The sequence below is a fragment of the Plantibacter flavus genome, assembly GCF_900177615.1.
GTDB classification, from domain to species: Bacteria; Actinomycetota; Actinomycetes; order Actinomycetales; family Microbacteriaceae; genus Plantibacter; species Plantibacter flavus.
Genome location: NZ_FXAP01000009.1, coordinates 39144 through 60185, shown reverse-complemented (window position 1 = coordinate 60185; position 21042 = coordinate 39144). Strand labels below are relative to the sequence as shown.

At 69.7% G+C, this 21042-nt stretch carries 22 protein-coding genes and 1 tRNA gene; 13 read left to right on the top strand and 10 right to left on the bottom strand.

From position 1 onward, the window contains the following. Positions 1–198 precede the first annotated feature (198 nt). Complete coding sequence (locus B9Y95_RS20040) at positions 199–1893, top strand: long-chain-fatty-acid--CoA ligase (RefSeq protein ID WP_234994194.1); 1695 nt, start codon at positions 199–201, stop codon at positions 1891–1893. A gap of 79 nt (positions 1894–1972) precedes the next feature. Here the strand turns inward: B9Y95_RS20040 and B9Y95_RS20035 are convergent, their stop codons facing one another. Continuing rightward, entirely contained in the window at positions 1973–2173 is a 201-nt protein-coding gene (locus B9Y95_RS20035; RefSeq protein ID WP_056005177.1) for a hypothetical protein, read from the bottom strand. Between the two features lie 221 nt (positions 2174–2394). Here B9Y95_RS20035 and B9Y95_RS20030 point away from each other — a divergent pair. Then, positions 2395–2471: transfer RNA gene (locus B9Y95_RS20030), tRNA-Pro, on the top strand. 62 nt (positions 2472–2533) lie between these two features. On the opposite strand, the gene B9Y95_RS20025 is transcribed toward B9Y95_RS20030, so the two are convergent. Further along, on the bottom strand, positions 2534–2908 hold the full coding sequence (locus tag B9Y95_RS20025; RefSeq protein ID WP_085514412.1) for a winged helix-turn-helix transcriptional regulator: 375 nt from the start codon (positions 2906–2908) through the stop codon (positions 2534–2536). Positions 2909–3027: 119 nt separating this feature from the next. On the opposite strand from B9Y95_RS20025, the gene B9Y95_RS20020 reads away from it, so the two are divergent. Next, the gene (locus B9Y95_RS20020) at positions 3028–3393 is read left to right on the top strand and encodes a DoxX family protein (protein WP_085514411.1); all 366 of its coding nucleotides are present in this window, start codon (positions 3028–3030) and stop codon (positions 3391–3393) included. A gap of 34 nt (positions 3394–3427) precedes the next feature. Here B9Y95_RS20020 and B9Y95_RS20015 read toward each other — a convergent pair whose 3' ends face one another. Further along, positions 3428–4390, bottom strand: a complete 963-nt coding sequence (locus B9Y95_RS20015) for a zinc-binding dehydrogenase (protein ID WP_085514410.1) — start codon at positions 4388–4390, stop codon at positions 3428–3430. 86 nt (positions 4391–4476) lie between these two features. On the opposite strand from B9Y95_RS20015, the gene B9Y95_RS20010 reads away from it, so the two are divergent. Continuing rightward, positions 4477–5106 (top strand): TetR/AcrR family transcriptional regulator, encoded by a 630-nt coding sequence (locus B9Y95_RS20010; RefSeq protein ID WP_123539722.1) that lies wholly within the window; start codon positions 4477–4479, stop codon positions 5104–5106. Between the two features lie 15 nt (positions 5107–5121). Here B9Y95_RS20010 and B9Y95_RS20005 read toward each other — a convergent pair whose 3' ends face one another. After that, entirely contained in the window at positions 5122–5520 is a 399-nt protein-coding gene (locus B9Y95_RS20005; RefSeq protein ID WP_085514409.1) for a VOC family protein, read from the bottom strand. A 96-nt stretch (positions 5521–5616) separates the two neighbouring features. Between B9Y95_RS20005 and B9Y95_RS20000 the strand changes: the two genes are divergently transcribed. Beyond that, a complete protein-coding gene (locus tag B9Y95_RS20000) occupies positions 5617–6606 on the top strand; it encodes a helix-turn-helix transcriptional regulator (protein ID WP_085514408.1) in 990 nt (329 codons plus the stop codon). A gap of 121 nt (positions 6607–6727) precedes the next feature. On the opposite strand, the gene B9Y95_RS19995 is transcribed toward B9Y95_RS20000, so the two are convergent. Next, the gene (locus B9Y95_RS19995) at positions 6728–7648 is read right to left on the bottom strand and encodes an SDR family oxidoreductase (RefSeq protein ID WP_085514407.1); all 921 of its coding nucleotides are present in this window, start codon (positions 7646–7648) and stop codon (positions 6728–6730) included. A 242-nt stretch (positions 7649–7890) separates the two neighbouring features. On the opposite strand from B9Y95_RS19995, the gene B9Y95_RS19990 reads away from it, so the two are divergent. Then, positions 7891–8748, top strand: coding sequence for a helix-turn-helix transcriptional regulator (locus tag B9Y95_RS19990; protein WP_085514406.1), 858 nt, complete (start codon positions 7891–7893; stop codon positions 8746–8748). Positions 8749–8773: 25 nt separating this feature from the next. Here the strand turns inward: B9Y95_RS19990 and B9Y95_RS19985 are convergent, their stop codons facing one another. The 4 genes from B9Y95_RS19985 to B9Y95_RS19970 form a co-directional block, all read right to left on the bottom strand. Beyond that, entirely contained in the window at positions 8774–8962 is a 189-nt protein-coding gene (locus tag B9Y95_RS19985) for a hypothetical protein (RefSeq protein ID WP_085514405.1), read from the bottom strand. Positions 8963–9065: 103 nt separating this feature from the next. Further along, on the bottom strand, positions 9066–9389 hold the full coding sequence (locus B9Y95_RS19980; RefSeq protein ID WP_085514404.1) for a YciI family protein: 324 nt from the start codon (positions 9387–9389) through the stop codon (positions 9066–9068). A gap of 44 nt (positions 9390–9433) precedes the next feature. Continuing rightward, positions 9434–10843 (bottom strand): flavin monoamine oxidase family protein, encoded by a 1410-nt coding sequence (locus tag B9Y95_RS19975; RefSeq protein ID WP_085514403.1) that lies wholly within the window; start codon positions 10841–10843, stop codon positions 9434–9436. Beyond that, positions 10840–11466, bottom strand: coding sequence for a dihydrofolate reductase family protein (locus B9Y95_RS19970; RefSeq protein ID WP_085514402.1), 627 nt, complete (start codon positions 11464–11466; stop codon positions 10840–10842). Before B9Y95_RS19970 ends, B9Y95_RS19975 begins: the two co-directional genes overlap by 4 nt. Before the next feature lie 185 nt (positions 11467–11651). Between B9Y95_RS19970 and B9Y95_RS19965 the strand changes: the two genes are divergently transcribed. Next, entirely contained in the window at positions 11652–12137 is a 486-nt protein-coding gene (locus B9Y95_RS19965; RefSeq protein ID WP_085514401.1) for a glutathione peroxidase, read from the top strand. Between the two features lie 21 nt (positions 12138–12158). On the opposite strand, the gene B9Y95_RS19960 is transcribed toward B9Y95_RS19965, so the two are convergent. Continuing rightward, the gene (locus B9Y95_RS19960) at positions 12159–13031 is read right to left on the bottom strand and encodes an oxidoreductase (protein ID WP_085514400.1); all 873 of its coding nucleotides are present in this window, start codon (positions 13029–13031) and stop codon (positions 12159–12161) included. A gap of 199 nt (positions 13032–13230) precedes the next feature. Between B9Y95_RS19960 and B9Y95_RS19955 the strand changes: the two genes are divergently transcribed. The 6 genes from B9Y95_RS19955 (at position 13231) to solA (ending at position 21042) form a co-directional block, all read left to right on the top strand. Beyond that, positions 13231–13722 carry a PadR family transcriptional regulator gene (locus B9Y95_RS19955; protein ID WP_085514431.1) on the top strand — a complete coding sequence of 164 codons (492 nt, stop codon included), beginning with the start codon at positions 13231–13233 and terminating at the stop codon, positions 13720–13722. A gap of 61 nt (positions 13723–13783) precedes the next feature. After that, positions 13784–15487 (top strand): ABC1 kinase family protein, encoded by a 1704-nt coding sequence (locus B9Y95_RS19950; RefSeq protein ID WP_085514430.1) that lies wholly within the window; start codon positions 13784–13786, stop codon positions 15485–15487. 179 nt (positions 15488–15666) lie between these two features. Next, positions 15667–16953 (top strand): CaiB/BaiF CoA transferase family protein, encoded by a 1287-nt coding sequence (locus B9Y95_RS19945; protein WP_085514399.1) that lies wholly within the window; start codon positions 15667–15669, stop codon positions 16951–16953. After that, a complete protein-coding gene (locus B9Y95_RS19940; RefSeq protein WP_085514398.1) occupies positions 16953–17732 on the top strand; it encodes an enoyl-CoA hydratase/isomerase family protein in 780 nt (259 codons plus the stop codon). Before B9Y95_RS19945 ends, B9Y95_RS19940 begins: the two co-directional genes overlap by 1 nt. Positions 17733–17789: 57 nt before the next feature. Then, positions 17790–19736 (top strand): helix-turn-helix domain-containing protein, encoded by a 1947-nt coding sequence (locus B9Y95_RS19935; RefSeq protein ID WP_085514397.1) that lies wholly within the window; start codon positions 17790–17792, stop codon positions 19734–19736. Positions 19737–19881: 145 nt separating this feature from the next. After that, the gene (solA, locus tag B9Y95_RS19930; RefSeq protein ID WP_085514396.1) at positions 19882–21042 is read left to right on the top strand and encodes an N-methyl-L-tryptophan oxidase; all 1161 of its coding nucleotides are present in this window, start codon (positions 19882–19884) and stop codon (positions 21040–21042) included.

Here is a 21042-nt window from a genome sequence, read left to right as displayed (position 1 = left end):
TGTCGGTTTGGAGCTTGTCAAGCGGTCCGGTCGCATCCCCGGTCGGGCATACGCGCCCGCCTAGGGTGGAGGCATGCGTGCGGTGCGCACGGTGTCATCTGGAGGATCGTCGTGGACCATCGAGGAAACACAGCCGAGCAGCGTGAGGGCGAGCAGTCGTCGGAGCCGACCGAGGCCGGCGAGGCACAGCGTCAGCGTCTGGCCGAGCGGCCCTGGCTGTCCTCCTATGCCAGTGGCGTGCCCGCCGACATCGACGAGGTCACCGAGACGCTCGTCGACCTGCTCGACACCTCGGTGAAGCGCTTCGGTGATCGCATCGCCCTGGAGTTCTTCGGTGCAGAGACGAGCTACAGCGAGCTCGGCGAACAAGTCGCGCGCGCGGCCGAGGGGCTCCGCAAGCTCGGCGTGAAGCCGGGCGACCGCGTGGCGCTCGTGCTGCCGAACTGCCCGCAGCACGTCGTCGCGTTCTATGCGGCGCTCCGGCTCGGCGCGACGGTCATCGAGCACAACCCGCTCTACACGGCTCGCGAGCTGCGGCATCAGTTCGAGGACCACGGCGCGCACGTCGCGATCGTGTGGGACAAGGTCTACGACCTGGTGGCCGCCCTCCCGGCCGACGTGATGCGCGGCCGGATCGTGTCCGTCGACATCACTCAGGCCCTGCCGTTGTCGAAGCGTCTGGCGCTCCGGCTGCCGGTGAAGCGTGCGCGTGAGTCGCGTGCGGCGATGACCGCGACCCCGTCGGCGAAGCACGTGCTCCCGTGGGAGCGGCTGATCGGCGGACGGAAGCTGTCGAAGCGGGTCGTGCGTCCGACGCTCGACGACACCGCGCTCCTGCAGTACACGAGCGGGACGACCGGGGCACCGAAGGGTGCCATCCTGACGCACCGCAACCTGCGGGCGAACGCTGAGCAGGGACGCGCCTGGGTGCCGGGACTGAGCGAAGGCGGCGAGGTCTTCTACGGAGTCCTGCCGCTGTTCCACGCGTACGGCATGACGCTGTGCCTCACGTTCGCCATGAGCATCGGGGCACGGCTCGTGCTGTTCCCGAAGTTCGACCTGGAGCTGGTGCTCACGGCGGCGAAGAAGTCGCCGCCGACGTTCCTGCCCGCAGTGCCGCCCATCTACGACGCGCTATCGCGTGCCTCGAGCCGCAAGGGCGTCGACCTGACGAGTGTCCGCTTCGCGATCTCCGGGGCGATGAGCCTCCCGGTGTCGACGGTCACACGGTGGGAGGAGGCGACCGGCGGTCTGCTCGTCGAGGGCTACGGGATGACGGAATCGTCGCCGGTGGCGCTCGGCAACCCGATCGGTCCGTCGCGTCGGCCGGGCACCGTGGGTGTGCCGTTCCCGAGCACCGAGATCCGCGTCGTCGATCCCGAGAACCCGACGGTCGATCGTGCGGCGGGGGAGTCTGGCGAGCTGCTGCTTCGTGGTCCGCAGGTCTTCCAGGGGTACTGGGGTCGTCCGGACGAGTCGCGCGAGGCGTTGCTCGAGGGCGGCTGGTTGCGGACCGGTGACATCGTGACGGTGTCGGTTGACGGCTTCGTGACGGTCATCGACCGGGTGAAGGAACTCATCATCACCGGTGGGTTCAACGTGAGCCCGTCCGAGGTGGAGGAGACGCTCCTGTCGCACCCGGACGTCGAGTCGGCCGCCGTGGTCGGCCTGCCACGCGATTCCGGTGGCGAGGACGTGACGGCCGCGGTCGTCATGCGTGCCGGGACGGTGTTCGACGCCGGCTCGCTGCGCGACTACTGCCGGACCCGCCTCACGGCGTACAAGGTGCCCAAGCGGGTCGTGCAGCTCGACGAGCTGCCGACGTCGCTCATCGGCAAGGTGCTGCGGCGCAAGGTGCGCGACCAGCTCGTCGCGGATCGCAAGGCCGAGTAGCGCCTACGTCCGGGCACGTGCCGGTCCTCGCGGCACGTCGTGCAAGGGGTGCCGTGAGGACTTCGGCGTGCCGCAGTGGTCAGCCGCGGGACTCGGGGTGCAGCCAGTGACGCACGACGGGGATGAGTAGCGACAGTGCGACGAAGGTGATGGCGCCGCCGATGATGGCGTCGTCGATCGGCGTGTTCCGGCTGACCTGAACGATGCCGGAGACGATCGCGACCGGCAGGGCGGTGAGTGCCGCGACGCGGACCTCTTTCCAGTAGTGGCTGTAGCGCATGGTGGTCCTTCGTCGGGTGACCGGATCGGTCGGTTCGTCCTGTCGCGCGGGTGCGGACGAGTCACGGTAGCGTGCCCCACGCGGGGGCGGGCAGGGGAGACCTCCCGCCCGACGAGTGCGGCTTGTCTGGACCGCGCTGTGGTCGCCGGGGCCGTGTCACGGAGCGCTCTCGGAATCCGCTAGACTGTTCGAGTTGTCTTCTCCGCCAGCGGAGATGGCATCGGGCTGTGGCGCAGCTTGGTAGCGCACTTGACTGGGGGTCAAGGGGTCGCAGGTTCAAATCCTGTCAGCCCGACCATGAAGTCCCGGAAACCATCTGGTTTCCGGGACTTTTTCGTTGTTCGCAGCATGGCTCACCGGTCAGAACCGCTCGTCGTATGCTGTTCGACTCGCTTCGATCACGGGGACGTGCTCTCCGGCCCACTCGGCGAGTGCCACCGCATGAGCGATGAGCGACTGTGCGAGGTCCGTCAGCTCGTACTCGACCCGCGGTGGCACTTCGGCGAAGGTGGTGCGGGTGACGAGCCCGTCGCGCTCCAGGTTCCTGAGGGTGAGGGTGAGCATGCGTCGGGAGATGCCCGGGATGCGCTGCTCGAGCTCGGTGAACCGGAACGGGCCGTCATGGAGCGTCGCGATGATGAGGAGCGCCCACTTGTCGGCGATGCGGTCGAGGAGTGAGCGGATGGCTTTGCCCTGGTCGCCCCTGACGGAACACAGCCTCTGATAGCGGAACACGGCACCCCTCGCGGCTCGGTCACACGCGTGTGCCTTTTGTACGCCGGTCCGATCCGGTCCACACTTGCGTTGGTTACCCATCGTAACCGTCAACGCACACACGCACTCGGAGGTTGCACATGGTCATCGCCTACTGGATCGTCGCAGGACTGCTCGCGGTCCTGTACCTGTACTCGGGCGGCATGAAGCTCGTCCGCTCTGCAGAGCAGCTCCGCCCGATGATGGCGTGGGTCGACGGCATGCCGCTCTCGGCGGTTCGAGTGATCGGACTGCTCGAAGTGCTGGGCGTGATCGGCCTCATCCTGCCCCCGCTCGTGGGCGTCCTCACCTGGTTGACCGTCGCTGCGGCGGTCGGGCTGGTCCTGGTGCAGATCGGTGGCATCACCCTGCACCTGCGTCGCGGCGAGATCCGGGTGCTCGGGCTGAACGTCGCCCTGCTGGTGCTCGCCGCCGTCGAGATCTGGCTGGCGACGATCTGGCTGTAGTGGTGGCGGATCTGTGCCTGCCTCGTCAGCCGACTCAGGGGACGAGCACGATGCGCCCGAAGACGTCCCCGGCGTCCATGAGACGGTGCGCCTCGGCTGCGTCGCTCAGCGGCAGGGTGTCGTGGACCACCGGTGAGAGCGTGCCTCGGACGGCGTCGTCGAACACCTCGGTTCGCACCCTCGCGAGTTCCGCGCGCGGCACGGTGTCGAGGCTCAGGGTTCCGAAGGTGATCGATCGGCGGAAGCCGGCCAGGAGAGCCGTGCCGAAGTCGGCGGGCGGGAACCCGCCCACCACGCCCACGGCGATCAGGCGGCCGTTCGGCGAGAGCCGCTCGATGAACCGGGGGAGATCGGGACCGCCGACGACGTCGAGGATGACGTCGAACTTCGCCGGGGCGTCCGCATCGCCTGCGCCGGAGCGGTCGAGCACGTGGGCTGCACCGAACGCCCGCAGACGTTCCCCGCGTTCGGAAGATGAGGTGGTGACGGCGATGACGCCGGCGCCGGCACGAGCGGCGAGCTCGACGCCGGCCAGGCCGATACTCCCGGCGGCCCCGCGCACGAGGACGGATTCGCCCTCGGCCAGGCGAGCGCGTTCGAGCGCGAAGTGCGCGACCGGGAAAGCGCTGCCCAGCGTCACCGCCTGGACGGACGTCAGGTCGGACGGCAAATCGACGATCTCGTCGGCGCGCGCGATCACGTACTCGGCGTACGCGCCCGAGGTCCCCGTGAACGCCCAGACCCGTCGACCGACCCACGCGGGGTCGACGTCGGGCCCGGTCGCGGTGATGACGCCTGCGGCTTCACTCCCCGGGATCATCCCCGAGTCCCGGGCGGCTTCGGCGATCCCGCCCCGGCGGATCACGACGTCGACCCCGCCGACCCCGACGGCCTCCGTTCGAACGAGGACACAACCGGCCCCGGGCGTGGGGACGGGCAGGTCCGTCACCTCCATCCCACTCGGGTCGCCGAAGGTCCGGATGATCACTGCGCGCATGGGTGCACTCCGTTTCGCGACGAGGGATCTGACCCGCCTCCCGCAACGTAACGGACGCACCCGTCCACTTGAGTAATGTGAGACACATGTCCGCGACACTGCCTCAGAACCTGCGTTCCGACGCGCAGGAGAACCGCGACCGCGTCCTCGCGGCAGCCCGTGAACTGTTCGGGACCGACGGTCTCCACGTGACGATGCGAGAGATCGCCCGCCGAGCCGGTGTCGGGCCGGCCACCCTGTACCGACGGTTCCCGACCAAAGCCGATCTCGTCAGAGCTGCATTCGTGAACGAGCTCGACGACTGCCGCTCGATCGTGGTCGACGCGCTCGCGGACGTCGACCCCTGGCGTGGATTCCGCAGCATCATCGAGGAGGTTTTGGTCCTCAACGCTCGGAACCAGGGGTTCACGGACGCGTTCCTCGCCGCCTACCCCGATGCCGTCGACTTCCGGACCCAGCGTGAACAGGCCGTGCGGGCGATCACCGCCGTCGCTCGTCGTGCCATCGACGTCGGCGCGCTGCGCGCGGACTTCGTCCTCGACGACTTCCTCGTGGTCCTGCTCGCGGCTCGCGGACTCTCGAGTACGACGGAGACGGAGCGCGTCCGAGCTGCGCGACGCTACGCCGCACTCGTGATCGACGGACTGCGTGCGTCCGACCGGCACGGACCGCTCCCTCCAGCGCCGCGACTCATCCCGAGCGTCATCCCGGCGTAGGCCGCACGTCCAGGTTCACAATGCGACCCGCTTGCTCGCGTCAGCGGTGGTCGGGGTGAAGACGTTGACGAGGTTGCCGTCGGGGTCGCGGAACAGCAGCGACCGGTTGCCCCACGGCATGGTCGTCGGCTCGTTCACGAACGTCTCCACGACGCCCTGGAGCGTCGCGTAGATCGCGTCGACGTCATCGACGAGCAGATCGAGGATGACGGATCGGTTGGCATGCGGCGCTGCGGCGTCCTCGCCCAACAGTGGGATGGTCGCTGAACTGGCGATGGCGAGCGTGCCGGTGTCGGTGCGCACCTCGGCGAACAGTGGGTGCAATCGTGCCGCGGTCACACCGGTGACCCGCTCGTAGAACGTGACCAGGGTGTCGACGTCGTCAGTGATGATCCGGGTGGCTGCGAGTTGCATGCGTGTCTCCTTGGCTGGTGGTGTTTCCCCACAGGTGCGGGGCGGTGACGACGATAGAGCCAATACCGGACTGTTTACGCCCGGTATTCTCAGGAGATGGGACATGCCAGCTCGCCGACTGCTCGAGCGCTGCAGTTGCTCGAGCTGCTGCAGTCCGCGGAGATCCGCAGCGTGCCAGAGCTCGCCGAGCGGTTGGGCGTCGATGAGCGGACCGTGCGCCGCTCCGTGCAGCGTCTCGTAGACATGGATGTCCCGATCGAATCGGTGCGCGGTCGCTACGGTGGGTACCGCCTCGCCGTCGGCCGACGGGTGTCGCCGATCATGCTCACTGACGAGGAAGCGGTCGCCGTCTTCCTCGGCTTGAGTGAAGCCCAGTCGTCCTCGCACTCCCCGGACGTCGCAGCGCAGATCGCCCTCGCGAAGGTCCGGCGTTCCCTCCCGGCCGCATCCGTGGAACGAGTCGAGGCGGTCCTGCAGGCCGCAGCACTGAGACCGTCGCGCCACGACGTGCCCGACGCGGGAGTCCTGCTCACCGTGTCGGACGCGCTCCGAGCGAGACGCCTCGTGGAATTGCGCTATCGCGACGCGGAGGACACGCCCTCGCGTCGCACGGTGCATCCGTTCGACCTGCTCGTCCATGCCGGTCGTTGGTACCTGGACGCGTTCGACGTCGAGCGAGCGGAGGAGCGCACCTTCCGGGTCGACCGCATCCGATCGGCGCGGACGTTGCCCGGCGTCGTCTCGGGCCCGGTTGTTCGAGCGGAGCGCCCTCCACTCGTCGATCGCTTCGCGGGGGCGGACTACCGATGGCACGTCCGGTTGCGCATCCAGGCGAGCGTCCCACAGATCCGGGCCCACTTCCCGGAGATCGTGGCCGTCGTGGAGTCGATCGAGGACGCACCCGGCTGGCATCGGCTTTCGATCCGAGCCAAACGCCTCGACTGGCTTCCAGCGGTGATAGCCGGGCTGGGAGATCATGCGGTGATCGTCGACGAGCCTGAAGACCTCAGAGCACTCCTCCACGCGACAGCGATGCGGATGCTCCGCATCGCGTGCGGCGCGGACGGGGCGCCTCCGCTCCCGTAGGGCGCGACCATGCGAATCACGTCGAAGCACGCCGCCGGTCGCCCGGGGTGGCGGTGACCTCCAGGGGTTCCGGCGGGCGTGCTCGGAGCGCCGGCCGTCCGACCAGCGCCCAGCCGCCGCGTCACCGTCCGATGAGCCGCTCGGATTCGTCCCAGAGCCGACGCGCGTCGTGCAGGTTCCGCATCGGCGGCCACAGGGCCGGGAGGAGCGCTGGTCGGCCACCGATGGTCCTGACCGGGCCGTAGAACTCGTCGCCTCGCGCGGTCGAAGCCGTCGCAGCCATGAGCGCGGGCTGAGCGGCACTCGACACCGAGCCCGCAACGCCCAGGCGTGAGAGCAGACTGACCACGCGACGGGCTCCGGTGTCCCGCTGCCGACCCATGCCCGGTTGTGCCGCCAACAGATTGGTGGGGGAGACTCCTGGGTGGGACAGGTTGCTGGAGACACCCCAGCCGCCGGCTCTGCTGCGGGCATCGAGTTCGCGCGCGAACAGGGCCACGGCGATCTTGGACTGCTGATAGGCCCGCATCCCGTCGTAGCTGTTCTTCCAGTCGAGGTCGTCCCAGTTGATCGAGCCGCTCCGGGCGGCGATGCTCGTCTGATGCGTGACGCGCGCTCCACCGGCCTTGAGCAGCGGCAGCAGACCGAGGGTCAGCGCGAAGTGGCCGAGGTGGTTGACGCCGAACTGCAGCTCGAAGCCGTCCCGCGTCTCCTGCCGCTCCGGCGGCGTCATCACGCCGGCGTTGTTGACGAGCAGGTCGATCGTGCGGCCCTCCGTCGTGAGTCGGTCGACGAGCGCCGAGACGGACTCCAAGGAGGCGAGGTCCAGACGACGGACCGACACCGCCGCGCCCGGAACCGCAGCACGGATACCGTCGGCGACGTGCTCGCCTTTCGTCGTTGAGCGCACGGGCAGGAGGACCTCGGCGCCCGCCCGGGCAAGGTCGGTGGCAATGACCCGACCGAGGCCGTCGCTCGCGCCGGTGACGACGGCGAACGACCCGGTCAGGTCGGGGATGGTGAACGCGGGTGTTCGTGGCATGGTCGGTCCTTCGTCTGAGAGGTGGCACAGCGTGGTGTGTAGGACCCAGACTGCGGTCTCGCCCACCGCGGGTGCCAGGACCGGTTCATCCACTGATCGTCGGTCCGTGGATACCTCTGCTGCGGCTCGGAGACAACTCGACTGCGGTCATCCTCGCTCGGGGTGGATCGACAGGCCGTGGCTGTCCGCGCCCACGCACGATAGAAAGGGACTCGACCGACTGCAACAGGAAAAGGAGCGCGATGATCGATCGACCGGGTCTGGCGACCTTCCTCAGCCACCGTCGGCACCAGCTCCAGCCTGAGGACGTCGGTCTGCCGCGCGGTCCGCGGCGACGGACGGACGGACTCCGCCGGGAGGAGGTCGCGGCGCTCTGCAACATGTCGACCGACTACTACGCGCGGCTCGAGCGCGGGGTGGGGCCGCAACCGTCCGAACAGATGATCGCCGCGATCGCGCAGGGCCTGCACCTCTCCCTCGACGAACGGGACCACGTCTTCCGGCTGGCCGGGCGCACTCCTCCCGCGCGAGGAGCGCACGGCGACCATGTCGGCCCCGGTCTGCTGCGGATCCTCGACCGCTTGCAGGACACACCGGCCGAGATCATCAACGAACTCGGCGAGACGCTTCGCCAGACGCCGATGGCCGTCGCGCTCAACGGCGACGCCTCCCGGTTCATCGGCGACGACCGGAGCCTGGGCTACCGGTGGTTCACCGATCCGACGGCGAGCGCGGCCTACCCGCCTGCCGATCGCCGGCTGCTCTCGCGCGTGTACGCTGCCGGGCTCCGCGAGGTCGTCACGATGCGCGGTCCCGGATCGCGTGCGGAACGACTCGCGAACGCACTGCTGGAACGGAGCGAGGACTTCCGTGAGTTGTGGGCCGCGCAGGAGGTCGGGCTCCGCCCGACGGAGGTCAAGCGGTTCCTCCACCCTGAGGTCGGCGAGCTGGAACTGCACTGCCAGACGCTGCTGGACCCCGACCAGTCCCACCGCCTGCTCGTCTACACCGCAGAACCCGGCAGTGAGAGCTCCGAGAAACTCCGACTCCTCGCCGTCATCGGGGCCCAATCCCTGCCAGGCCTGGCGGCGGGCTCCTGAGAACGGTGATCCGCGTCGGGGCCGCTCAGCTCGTCGGCTTCCGCTCCGCCGCGGGGAAGACGACCAGGAGGAACGCGCCGATCGGTCCGAAGAACAAGACGAGCAGGAACCAGATCCAAGCCGACCGGTTGCGGGTGCGCGCGTAGCCGCCCGCGAGGATGGCGACGGTCAGCCAGAGAGCGGAGGCGAAAGAGTAGACGTATTCGATCTGCATGCCCCGAGGCTAGGGGATACTCGCCTCCTGGCTTGACCGACCTCCCATGGGTTGCGGATCGCGGCAGCTCGCCGGACTCGTTCGCGGTCCTCCGGGCGAAGCCCTACGAACTCGGGAACGGGCGCAGCTCCAGGCGGCCGTTGCGGGCCATCGGGTGGCGGGCGGCGACGTCGATCGCCTCGTCGAGGTCGGCGCACTCGAGGATGTCGAAGCCCCAGAGCGTGTCGGTCGCTCCTGGGATCGGGCCGTTGGTGACCAGGCGCTCGCCGGCGCGGACACGGACGCCGCGCGCCTCGCTCGGATCGAGCACGTCGCCGAGGAGTCGCCGCCGCGTCGTGTCCAGCTCCTGGACCCAGTGGTCGACGTCCGAGTCGTCGATGGGCTCGTCGGGCACGGGGTCCGTGAGGACGAACATCATGAATCGCATACGGTTCCTCTCTCTCAACGCTCGCGAGAGCGCACTCGTGGTCGTTATCTGAGCTGGTTGACGACCGGTACTGCGCTCTCGTCGCGCCAGAGGGTCTCGATGGGGATCGACTGACCGAGGACGCGCTCCGCCGCCCGATGGCCGGAGTGGAATGCCGCCGTCACCGTCGCGGGGTCGTCGGTCCAGGTTGCCTCGCCCGCGAGGTGCAGGACGCCGTCGATCGGGGTCGCGAGGGCGTCGTGGTCGTCGGTCGTCGAGCCGACGGTCATGTAGGCGTAGGACCCGCGGGAGAACGGGTCGTCCTGCCACCGGGTGACGTGCACCTCCGTCGGTTCCTCGACACGGTCGCCGTACAGGCGCCGCAGCTGCTCGAGGATCGACTCCACGACGCGCGACTCGTCCCAGTCCCGGATCTCCACAGCCGTCGGGCCTGCGGCGAACGTGAGCAGCGTCGGCGATCCGTGCGCCGTCGTGAGGTCGTACCAGGAGTGCCAGCGTCGACTCTCCGGTCCTTGCTGTCTGACGGCGTAGACGTCGTCGTCCCAGAACCGCCGCTCGAACCGCAGGAACACTTTCTCGAACCCGTTCATCCGCAACCGCGAGAGTGCGCCGGCGACGGGCTCCGGCAGCGGGGGATCGATCGTGAACTCCTCCGACTGCAGCACCCCGACCGGCACTGTCACCACCACCGAGCCCGCGTGCAGCACCACCTCGCCAGTCGGTCCCTGCGCGGTGACCTCGACGTCTCCGGACCACCGCACGTTCGTCACCACGTGCTCCAGGCGCACGTCGAGCCCCTCGGCCAATCGCTGGGGGAGCACGTCGTACCCCTCGGGGAACACGACCTCGTCACCGTCGATCGCATCGTCGTCGAGCCCGTGGGCCGCGAGGTCCTCGATCCACGCGCCGTACTGCTCCTCCGAACGATGCTCCAGATACTCACGGACCCGCTGCACCCGCTCGGCGTCCCAGTCCTGCAGCGCGAGCGCCGCCTCGGTCACATCACGGTAGGACGCGTCCGGCGCGGACTCGGCGACGACACCGAGCAGCGTCGCGTCGAGGGCGTGGACGTCCTCTGCGAAGCGGCGAGCCTCGGCGTCCGACAGGCGCTCGCCGTCGGGTCCGTAGTACGCGATCGGCCGGCTGTCCGGCTGGTAGCCGCCGACGGTGAACTCGACCGTCCGCATCCCGAACGCGTCGGCCGCCGCAGCTACCGCACTGTCATCCACCCCGTGCACCCATGACGCACCGAGGTCGGTCACCTGACCGTCGCGACGCTCGGTCGACACCCGCCCGCCGACCCGGTCACGGGCCTCGACCACGACCACCATGCGTCCAGCGGCCGCGAGGAGCCGCGCGGCGACGAGCCCGGCGACGCCGGCACCGACGACGACCGTGTCGTAGCGGATGTCGGCTTCGGGCGACTGCGCCGACGCCTCGTCCGACGCGCTCATCGTGGGTCGCCCATGTCGCCGGTGGCCGGTGTGCCGTCGATCCGTTCGTAGCGAAGGTGGACCGTCCCCGCGGGGGACGTGGTCGCCGGGCCGAGCAGCCGCAGCGAGGACGGCACGGTGCCATCTGCGAAGACGCGCTTCCCGGTGCCGAGCGTGATCGGGTACACCCAGAGGTTCAGCTGATCGAAGAGTGCGTCGGCGAGCAGGGTCTGCACGAGGTCGAGGCTGCCGATGACGTGGATCTGCGAGTGACGCTCGCGGAGTGCTCGAACGGCTTCCGGGAGGTCCGGGCCGAGCTGCGTCGAGTTCGCCCACCCCAGCTCCCGTGCCTCGCGTGACGCGACGTACTTCGGCAGTCGGTTGAAGAGCCTCGCGATGCCGTCGTCCTGACCGCCCTCCTGGTGCGGCCAGTATCCGGCGAAGATGTCGTAGGTCCGTCGCCCGAGCAGGAGGGCGTCCATGCCCACCATGCCGGCGTCGATCTGCTCCCCGTCGACCTCGTCGATGAGCGGCGCCTGCCAGCCGCCGAACGCGAACCCGTCACTGGGGTCCTCCTCCGGCCCACCGGGCGCCTGAGCGACGCCGTCGAGGGTCATGAAGAGGTCGATATGGATGCGTCCCATGTCCTGCTCCGATCTGCTGCACTCACGATCCACCGGCGGGCAGGCGGTGTCAACGGCTGTCGGCTGAGAACGCACTGACGAAAGGGCGTCGGCCGTGTCCTGGGCGAGTAGCGTTCGGAGTGGATCCGCTTGCGCACACCAGTGCTCGAGCAGGACGTCGTTCGACAGATGAGAGGCATCACACCATGACCGATCTGGACACCATCCCCGTCACCACCCTCGACGGCCGGGACACGACCCTCGCGGAGTGGGACGGGAAGGCCAAACTCGTGGTCAACGTCGCGAGCCGCTGCGGCCTCGCGCCGCAGTACGAGAAGCTCGAGGCCCTCCAGAAGGAGTACGCCGACCGCGGCTTTACGGTGATCGGGTTCCCGAGCAACCAGTTCCTGCAGGAGCTCGGCGACAACGAGAAGATCGCCGAGTACTGCTCGGCCACCTGGGGCGTCACCTTCCCGATGATGGACAAGGTGAAGGTCAACGGCCGGAACCGGCACCCGCTCTACCAGGAGCTCGTGAAGACCGCCGACGCCAACGGCAAGGCCGGCAACGTCAAGTGGAACTTCGAGAAGTTCCTCATCGCGCCAGACGGCACCGTGCACCGCTTCCGTCCGACGACCGAGCCGGACTCCCCCGAGGTCATCGCCGCGATCGAGGAGAGCCTGCCCGCGTGATGCCGGGACGGCCGGGCACGCTCACCGGTAGGTGACTCCGGTGAGCGCCTCGGCCGTCTTCCAGAGTTCGGCGGCGACGTGCTCGTCGCGGGCCGCCGAGGTCCGGTCGACGGGCTTCGGACCACCGCGCATCTCACCGAAGCCGCTCGGACCGTAGTAGCCGCCGGGCTCGACGTCGGGCGACGTCGCCGCGTAGAGCGTCGGAAGCGCACCCATGTCCGCGCTCTGACCGAGGAGCCGGGTTCCCCAGGCGAGGAGCGGACCCTGCGCGGACTCGGTGTGGGACTGGAGTTCGGTCGACGCGAAGCCGGGGTGTGCGGCCACGGACAGCACCGAGGACCCCTCCGCCGTGAGGCGTCGCTGCAGTTCGGCCGAGAACATGAGGTCGGCGAGCTTCGACTGGCCGTAGGCCGACCAGCGTCGATAGGTGCGGTTGCGCCAGTTGAGATCGGCCAGGTCGATCTTGCCGGCGCGGTGTGCAGCACTCGACAGCGTCACGACCCGCGTGGTGATGCGGTCGATCAGGAGGCCGGTGAGCGCGAAGGGCCCGAGGAAGTTCGTGCCGATCTGCATCTCGAAGCCGTCGGCCGTGCGTCGTTCGGGAACCGCCATCACGCCCGCGTTGTTCACCAGCACGTCGACCCGCTCGACACCGTCGGCGAATCGACGGACGGACGCGAGGTCGGCGAGATCGAGCTGCCGCACCTCGACGTCACCGGTCATCGTCGCCGCGGCACGCGCGCCCTTGTCCGTATCGCGGCAGGCGAGGATCACGGCGGCACCGTGGGCGGCGAGCTCGCGGGCCGTGACCGCGCCGATCCCGCTGTTCGCACCGGTCACGATCGCGACGCGGCCGTTTTGATCGGGGATGTCTGCTGCGGTCCAAGGGCTCATGAGGGCGACGTTACGCCATCACGATCTTCCGATTACACATATCGCTCACAGCTTCACCGATATATCGTTGAGCATCGTTCACGTACGACGAAGGAGAGCAATCATGGGTGGATTCCCAAGCGGTGGCGCAGGATTCGGTGGCGCAGGGTTCGGTAACGGCGGAGGCTTCGGCAACGGAGCAGGCTTCGGTACCGACGGCATGTGGCAGATGATGGAACAGCTGCGTTCGAAGTTCGAGAAGAGCGCCGGTTCGCGCGTCGGCCGCGGCGACGTCCGCTCCGCCGTGCTGGCCCTCCTGGCCGAGCAGCCGATGCACGGCTACCAGATCATCCGCGAGATCGAGGAGCGCAGCGGCGGCTCATGGAAGCCCAGCGCAGGCTCGGTCTACCCGACGCTGCAGCTCCTCTCCGACGAGGGCATCATCACGGCCGAGGAGTCGGGCGGCCGCAAGACCTACGCACTGACCGAGGCCGGTCGCGACGAGGTCGCGGAGTCCGGAGCATCCGCTCCGTGGCAGAACGCCGAGTCGTCCGAGCACCCCGGCTTCACCGCCCTGCCGAAGGCCGGCGTCGAGCTGGCCCAGGCCGCAGCCCAGGTCGGCCGCACCGGAACGCCCGAGCAGGTCCAGCAGGCCGTGACCATCCTCGACGACGCTCGCAAGCGCCTCTACGCGATCCTCGCCCAGGACTGACCGAGTGTCGTCGACCGACGGGACGCCCAGCGACTCGGCGTCCCGTTTCGGCGCGCTCCCCGTGAGCGGGCGGGCCGGCGTTCCTGTCGGTCCGCCCGCTCACGGGCGCGCCCGGTACCGTCGCATCCTCCGCTTCGCGAGCTGGCACCTGGCCGCCGCCTGGTGGTTCGAGATCGTCCTGCCACGGTTCGGGCTCATCAAGCTGACGGAGCGTACCCGCACGCGCCGCATGCAGAAGTTCGCACGACGGTTCCACGTGCTCGCCGTCGACCTCGGCGGCCTCATGATCAAGGTCGGCCAGTTCATGTCGTCGCGCCTCGACGTGCTCCCGCCGGAGATCACGAAGGAGCTCGAAGGCCTCCAGGACGAAGTCCCGCCCGTCGCCTTCCCCCGCATCCGCGCGCTCGCCGAGTCGGAACTCCGTGTGCCGCTCTCGCAGGTCTTCGCCGGCATCGACGAACGCCCCGTCGCAGCGGCCTCGCTCGGCCAGGCGCACCGCGCCCTGCTCGCTCCGGCGCTCGCCGCGGACACCGGGCTCGACGCCGTGGTGCTCAAGGTCCAGCGGCCGGGCATCGACGAGATCGTCACCGTCGACCTCGCCGCCCTGCGCAAGGTGGGCGGCTGGTTGCGCCGCGTCCGGCTCGTCTCCGACCGCGTCGACATGCCGGCGCTCGTCGAGGAGTTCGCCGCGACGAGCCTCGAGGAGATCGACTACCTCCATGAGGCTGCGAGCTCCGAGCGGTTCGCCGCCGACTTCGCAGGTGACGACCGCGTCTCCGTACCCGCGGTGGTGTGGGAGCGCACGACCCAGCGCGTCCTGACGCTCGAAGACGTCACCGCCATCAAGATCACCGACGCGGACGCCCTGCGCGGCGCCGGCATCGACCCGGTCGATGTGGCGCCCGTGTTCGCCGCCGTCATGTTCGACCAGCTCTTCACCAACGGGTTCTTCCACGCCGACCCGCATCCCGGCAACATCTTCGTGACGCCGGTCGACGCCGCCCCGGGCGAGCGACCCTGGAAGCTGACCTTCATCGACTTCGGGATGATGGGCGAGGTCCCGCCGACCACGAGGCGCGGCCTCCGGAAGCTCCTCATCGCCGCCGCATCGCGCGACGGCAAGGGCCTGGTCGACGCGATCCGCGACCTCGGCGTCCTCCTGCCCTCGGCCGACACGACCGAGCTCGAGCGGGCCATGACCGCGCTGTTCGGACGCTTCGGCGGCATGGGGTTCGCGGAACTGCGCGACGTCGACCCGAAGGAGTTCCGCGACTTCGGCAACCAGTTCAGCGAGGTCATCCGCACGCTGCCGTTCCAGCTGCCCGAGAACTTCCTGCTCATCATCCGCGCGATCTCGCTCACCTCCGGTGTCTGCAGCGCCCTCGATCCCGAGTTCAACCTCTGGGACTCCGTCGAGCCCTACGCCGCGCAGCTGCTCCGTGACGAACGCGGCAACGTCGTCCAGGACCTCGGTCGCGAGGCACTCGACATCGCCACGGTCGCGGTCCGCCTGCCGAAGCGTCTCGACGCGGTCCTCACGCGGGTCGAAGCGGGCACGGTCGCGACCACCAACCCGAGACTTGAACAGCGGATCGCGCGGCTCGACCGCACGACGGGCCGAGTCGTCTCAGCCGTGCTGTTCGCCGCGCTGCTCGTCGCGGGTGCCGTGATCCGGGCCGACGACGCCGTGCTCGGCACCGTCTTCATGGTGGTCTCCGTCTTGCCGCTCCTCCACGCACTGTTCTCGGGGCGCCGCGGTCACTGACCGATCCGGCATGTGTCGCGGCCGTCCCTGAGGCCGCGGATGTGGTCCAGACGGACATGTCCGCGCCGTCGATGGCGGTGACAGGATCGCCACGCACGATCGGGACCGTTCCGAGGTGCAGAGCGGAGCGACATGCGCAGGCGGCCGGATCACACCACGTCGACGACGGGTGGCAACCGATGATCGATGAGGACCTGCGTATCCGCCTCGCCGATCTCGGCGGGTTCGACACCGCACGCGGCTCGCTCGCGGGCGTGGTGGTCGTCGACGTCACCAGGGTCGTCGCCGGCCCGTACTGTTCGATGGTCCTCGCCGACCTCGGGGCCACCGTGATCAAGGTCGAGCACCCGGACGAACCCGACTACACGCGGACCTTCCCGCCGTTGCTCGCGGAGGAGGACGACCCCGACGGCCCGGTGGGTGAGGACCGACTGAGCGGCTTCTTCGCGCAGTACAACCGCAACAAGCTCGGCGTCACCGCCAACCTCCGGCATCCCTCGGGTGCTGCGCTGCTCGAGCAGCTGGTGGCTCGCGCCGACGTGCTCGTCGAGAACTTCCGTCCGGGCACGATGGACCGCCTCGGCCTGGGGTACGAGCACCTGCGGACGATCAACCCGCGCCTCGTGTACGCCGCCCTCAGCGGCTACGGTCAGACCGGCCCGTACCGTGGTCGACCGGCCTACGACAACAGCGCCCAGGCGACCGGCGGTCTGTGGTCGATGAACGGCCCGGCCGGTGGACCGCCGACGAGGGTCGGCACCATCATCGGCGACCTCGCAGCGAGCCTGTACGGGACGATCGGCGTTCTCGCGGCGCTCCGGCACGCCGACGCCACGGGGTACGGGCAGCTCGTCGACATCTCGCAACAGGACTCGGTCCTCACCCTGACCGAGAACGCGGTCGTCGCCTACACGACCGAGGGCACGGTGCCGGTCCCGCTCGGGAACGCGCATCCCTTCGTGCGCCCCTACGAGGCGTTCCCCTGCCGAGACGGTTTCGTCTTCTTCGGCGGCTACACCGACAAGTTCTGGCGGATCTCCTGCGAGCTGTTCGGAGGCCCGGGGGAGTACGAGGCCCACCCCGAGCTCCACGCGATGGGCGACCGGTTCGACGAGGAGGTCTACGAGCATGCGGTCCGTCCCCTCGTCGAACGCTGGTTCGCGGACCGCACCAAAGCGGAGCTCGAGGCGCTCGCCGGGGACCTCGTCCCGCTGAGTGCGGTGAAGGACATCGGCGAGGTGGTGGCCGACCCGCAGATCGCGGCTCGGGACATGGTCGTCGAGACCGCCTATCCCGGATTCGGCGCCCTCCGGACCTTCGGCTCACCCGTCAAGCTCGACGCGACCCCACCGAGGACGAACGGCCGAGCGCCGTCGACGGGGGCCCACACCGCCGCGGTGCTCCGGGAGCTCCTCGACTACGACGAGGCCGCCATCGACGAGCTGCGGGCGGCGGGGACCATCTGATGGGCGGAGTACGACTGGACCGGTCAGGAGCGACCGCCGTCATCACGATCGACCGTCCGGACAAGCTCAACGCGCTGACCCTCGCGATGTACGACCAGCTCGGCGAAGCGTTCGCCGAGGTCCGCGACGACCCGCGCATCGGTGTCGCGATCCTGACCGGTGCCGGCGACCGGGCGTTCTGCGTCGGAGCGGACCTCGGCGAGTCGATACCGGCCCTGGCCGACGGCCGGTTCGACATCAGCGAGTGGGACGACGCGCATCAGAAGCACACCCGTCTCGACAAGCCGGTGATCGGCGCGGTCAACGGGCTCTGCCTCGGGGGCGGGTTCGAGATCCTGCTGTCCACCGACATCCGCATCGCCGCCGAGCACGCGGGGTTCGCGCTCCCGGAGACGGGTGTCGGCGTCGTGCCCGCGGGAGGTACGCTGAGTCGTCTGGTCCGCCAGATCCCGTACGCCTTCGCGATGGACCTCATGTTGCGCGGCGACCGCATCGACGCGGCGACCGCCCTCCGGTACGGTCTCGTCAACCGCGTCGTCCCGGCGACGGAGCTGATGGACACCGCGCACGAGGTCGCCGACGAGCTGCTCGCGAAGAGTCGCACCGCCGTCGCCACCGTCAAACGGGCGGTCCGCGAACTCTCGGACCTGCCGCTCGAGCAGGCCTTCCACCGTGAGGCGGTCCTCGGTCAGGAAGCCTTCACCAGTGAGGACGCCCGCGAGGGGCTCGTCGCGTTCGCCGCCCGCACTCCGCCCGTGTTCCCCTCGCACGACTCCTAGACTGAGGCCATCCTGCCCGAGGCGGACGTGTCCCGCCCCCACGCTGATGGAGTCCGCATGAGTCCGGCGATCGGCTCCGACGAACCGCGCCCGAGCGTCGACGCTGCGACCTCGGGAGCATCACTCGCGCTCGACCTCCTCGCGGCGTCCCGCGACGAGCCCGGGCGTCCCGGCGCAGGCGTCCGGGACCTGCTCGCCCGGGCCGGTGTCGCCGGAGCCGAGGCCGAGGCGGTGGTCGAGTCCGTCCGCGAGTCGCAACTGCGTGGTGCACGGTTGCGGCGTCGGGCGAACGAGCTCGAGGCGCTCTTCTCGACCGCGCGAGAGCTCGTCCGCCTGCAGGACGTCGACGAGGTCCTCGGCCGCCTGGTCGAGCGTGCGCACCATCTCATGGGCACCGACGTCACCTATCTCTCCGAAGTCGAGAACGTCCGCGGAGACCTCCGGGTGCGGCACTCCGTCGGGACGGTGACGCCCGGGTTCCGAGACCTGGCCGTCCCGGCCGGGGTCGGGCTCGCCAGCCTGGTCGCGGGGACGCGTGAGCCCGCCTGGGTCGCGCGGTACGAGACGATGACCGAGGTCGGCCACGACGACCGCATCGACGCCGCCGTGCGGGCGGAGGGACTCGTGTCGTTCCTCGGTGTCCCGCTCGCGGTCGGGGACGAGGTGCTCGGCGCACTCTTCGCGTGCAACCGGTTCGGTTACGACTACACACCGGACGACGTCCTCCTGCTCTCGGCGTTCGCCGACCACGCCGCGGCCGTCCTGCACACGGCGCGGGCGCTCGCGGAGCGGGCGGCAGCCGTCGTCCGCGCCGAAGAGGCCTACCGCGAGCTCGAACGTCACCTCGCCGCGACGGAGCTCGCGAGCGGTATCCATGAGGAGCTCACCTCGGCGGCGATGTCCGGTGGTACGGTGGTGGACCTCGTCGTGACCCTCTCCCAACGACTCGGACGCCGGGTCTGGGCGCTGGACGACCAGGCGAGGCTCCTCGACGGCGGTGGTGAGCTGCCGAGCAGACCGGTGCTCCGCGACGCGGTCGGTCGGAGCCAGCTGAGCGGGCACGCCGAGCTCGTGGAAGCCCGAGAGCACCGCTGGCTGGTCGTGGCGATCGTCGGGGCCGACCGCGTCCTCGGGTCGATCGTCGCGGAGGCCGGTTCCGGTCCCGACGACAGCGTCCTCCGCCGCGCGCTGGAGCGGGCCGCCCAGGTGGCCGCGTTGGTCTCCTTCAAGCGCGACGCGGTGATCGCGTTGCGAGCCGAGCGTCGAGCGCGCTGGCTCCTGGCGGTCGTCGACGGAGCGGACGACGTCCTCTCGGCGGAGGTCGAACCCTCGCTGCGTGCCATGACGCCGGAAGCCTGCGCTGTCGTCGACGTCCTCGAGCGGGACGTCGCCGACGCGGCGTTCGTCGCCGCGGGTGCCGTCGGTGAGAACGGTGTCGTCGCCCGGCGCGATCACCGGGTGATCGTGGCCTGGTCGGTCACGGACCCCGTCGCCGAGACGGAGCGGCTGCGACGGCTGCTGGCCGACCGCCTGCACGAGTCGGCGCTCACCGCGGTGGTCTGCACCGGCCTCGGCGGATGGGCGGATCTCGGCCCGGCCGTCGAACGCGCGACGGCCGACCTGCGGTTCCTCCACCCACTCGGCATCGAGGCCGCAACGGTGCCCTCCGACAGTCTCGCGCCGTATCACGCGCTCACCTCGGGCGAGCCGACGGCGGTGATCCGCTTCGTGGACGAACTCCTCGGGCCGATCCTCGCTTGGGACGAACGACGTGGCACCGCCCTGTTCGACACGCTGGCCGGCTTCTTCGACGACGGAGAGAGCCGACACGCGGTGGCGAGACGCCTCCGCATCCATCCGAACACGGTGCAGCAGCGTCTCGACCGCATCCGCTCGCTCCTCGTCGGTGACTGGGACGACAGCGAGTTCCGATTCCGGGTGCAGGCCGCTGCGCGACTCGAGCGACTCCGGCGGTCCTTGCGCGATGCGCACCCGGCCGGCTGAAGCCGCGCGGACCGTCGATCGGCACCGACGGTCGTTCCGACACACTGTCAGCGCGGAAACATGGGTGCTCGGTCCATAGGCCGGTCTCCGGCGCTCCAGCACACTTGCCTGAATCGATCGGGCAAGCACGAGGGAGCACCACCGGATGGAATCGTTCGACGTCGCGGTTGTCGGCATGGGAGCCCTCGGCAGTGCCGCCGCCTACCACCTCGCCCGTCGGGGCGCGAAGGTCGTCGCCTTCGAGCAGTTCGAACTCGGGCACGTCCGCGGCGCCTCGCACGACACCTCGCGGATCGTCCGGACGTCCTACGGCGCACCGCAGTACGTGCGACTCGCGCAGTCGGCGTACCGCGATTGGGCGGACCTCGAGCAGGAGTCGGGCGAACGGTTGCTCACCATCACCGGCGGTGTCATCTTCCTGCCGGTCGACGGACCCTACTCGGCCACCGACTTCACCGCGGCCCTGGCGGAGTGCGGGGTACCGCACGAGCTGCTGACGCCGGCCGAGGTGCAGGCGCGGTGGCCGCAGTTCCGGATCCCCGAGAACGTGGAGACGGTTTACACCGCCGACACCGGCATCGCCCACGCTGCGCGCACCGTCGCGACGCTGCAGCTCCGTGCTCGCGCGCTCGGTGCGGACATCCGCGACCGCACCCGGGTCGACGCGCTGACTCCCGACGGCGATGGTGTCGTGGTGCAGACCTCCAGCGGCCCGGTGCATGCCGGCAAGGTCGTCCTGGCCGCCGATGCCTGGGCCAACGAGCTGCTCGAACCCCTCGACGCGGCGATCCCGCTCGACGTCATGCAGGAGCAGGTCACCTACTTCCGTCCGGCCGACGCCGAGCAGCTCGATCGTGAGCGGTTCCCGGTGTGGATCTGGGAGGACGAGGAGTGCTACTACGGCTTCCCGACCTTCGGGGAACCGACGGTGAAGGCCGCCCGCGACGTCTCGGAGAACCGCATGTCGCCGGCGGAGCGTACCTTCGTCCCATCGCCGGAGCTCACGGGGCAGCTGGCCGACTTCATGGCGGACCTCGTGCCGGCGTCGGGCCCCGAGCTCCGCACGGTGACCTGCCAGTACGCGCTCACCCCGGACCGGAACTTCGTCCTCGGCCCCCTCGAGGAGCACCCGGACGTCGTCGTCGCCCTCGCCGCCGGTCACGGCTTCAAGTTCACACCCGCCTTCGGGCGCATCCTCGCGGAGCTCGCGCTCGACGGGGAGACGAGCGACGACATCGCGAGCTTCGCCCCGTCCCACGCTCGCAGCGCCGACCGCGTCTCACCGATGCCGACCTCCGCGAGCTGA

Coding starts and splice junctions, on each gene's coding strand:
- B9Y95_RS20035 (WP_056005177.1), bottom strand. CDS start 2,173: ATGCGCTACAGCCACTACTGGAAAGAGGTCCGCGTCGCGGCACTCACC.
- B9Y95_RS20020 (WP_085514411.1), top strand. CDS start 3,028: ATGGTCATCGCCTACTGGATCGTCGCAGGACTGCTCGCGGTCCTGTAC.
- B9Y95_RS20015 (WP_085514410.1), bottom strand. CDS start 4,390: ATGCGCGCAGTGATCATCCGGACCTTCGGCGACCCGAGTGGGATGGAG.
- B9Y95_RS20010 (WP_123539722.1), top strand. CDS start 4,477: ATGTCCGCGACACTGCCTCAGAACCTGCGTTCCGACGCGCAGGAGAAC.
- B9Y95_RS20005 (WP_085514409.1), bottom strand. CDS start 5,520: ATGCAACTCGCAGCCACCCGGATCATCACTGACGACGTCGACACCCTG.
- B9Y95_RS20000 (WP_085514408.1), top strand. CDS start 5,617: ATGGGACATGCCAGCTCGCCGACTGCTCGAGCGCTGCAGTTGCTCGAG.
- B9Y95_RS19995 (WP_085514407.1), bottom strand. CDS start 7,648: ATGCCACGAACACCCGCGTTCACCATCCCCGACCTGACCGGGTCGTTC.
- B9Y95_RS19990 (WP_085514406.1), top strand. CDS start 7,891: ATGATCGATCGACCGGGTCTGGCGACCTTCCTCAGCCACCGTCGGCAC.
- B9Y95_RS19985 (WP_085514405.1), bottom strand. CDS start 8,962: ATGCAGATCGAATACGTCTACTCTTTCGCCTCCGCTCTCTGGCTGACC.
- B9Y95_RS19980 (WP_085514404.1), bottom strand. CDS start 9,389: ATGCGATTCATGATGTTCGTCCTCACGGACCCCGTGCCCGACGAGCCC.
- B9Y95_RS19975 (WP_085514403.1), bottom strand. CDS start 10,843: ATGAGCGCGTCGGACGAGGCGTCGGCGCAGTCGCCCGAAGCCGACATC.
- B9Y95_RS19970 (WP_085514402.1), bottom strand. CDS start 11,466: ATGGGACGCATCCATATCGACCTCTTCATGACCCTCGACGGCGTCGCT.
- B9Y95_RS19965 (WP_085514401.1), top strand. CDS start 11,652: ATGACCGATCTGGACACCATCCCCGTCACCACCCTCGACGGCCGGGAC.
- B9Y95_RS19960 (WP_085514400.1), bottom strand. CDS start 13,031: ATGAGCCCTTGGACCGCAGCAGACATCCCCGATCAAAACGGCCGCGTC.
- B9Y95_RS19955 (WP_085514431.1), top strand. CDS start 13,231: ATGTGGCAGATGATGGAACAGCTGCGTTCGAAGTTCGAGAAGAGCGCC.
- B9Y95_RS19945 (WP_085514399.1), top strand. CDS start 15,667: ATGATCGATGAGGACCTGCGTATCCGCCTCGCCGATCTCGGCGGGTTC.
- B9Y95_RS19940 (WP_085514398.1), top strand. CDS start 16,953: ATGGGCGGAGTACGACTGGACCGGTCAGGAGCGACCGCCGTCATCACG.
- B9Y95_RS19935 (WP_085514397.1), top strand. CDS start 17,790: ATGAGTCCGGCGATCGGCTCCGACGAACCGCGCCCGAGCGTCGACGCT.
- solA (WP_085514396.1), top strand. CDS start 19,882: ATGGAATCGTTCGACGTCGCGGTTGTCGGCATGGGAGCCCTCGGCAGT.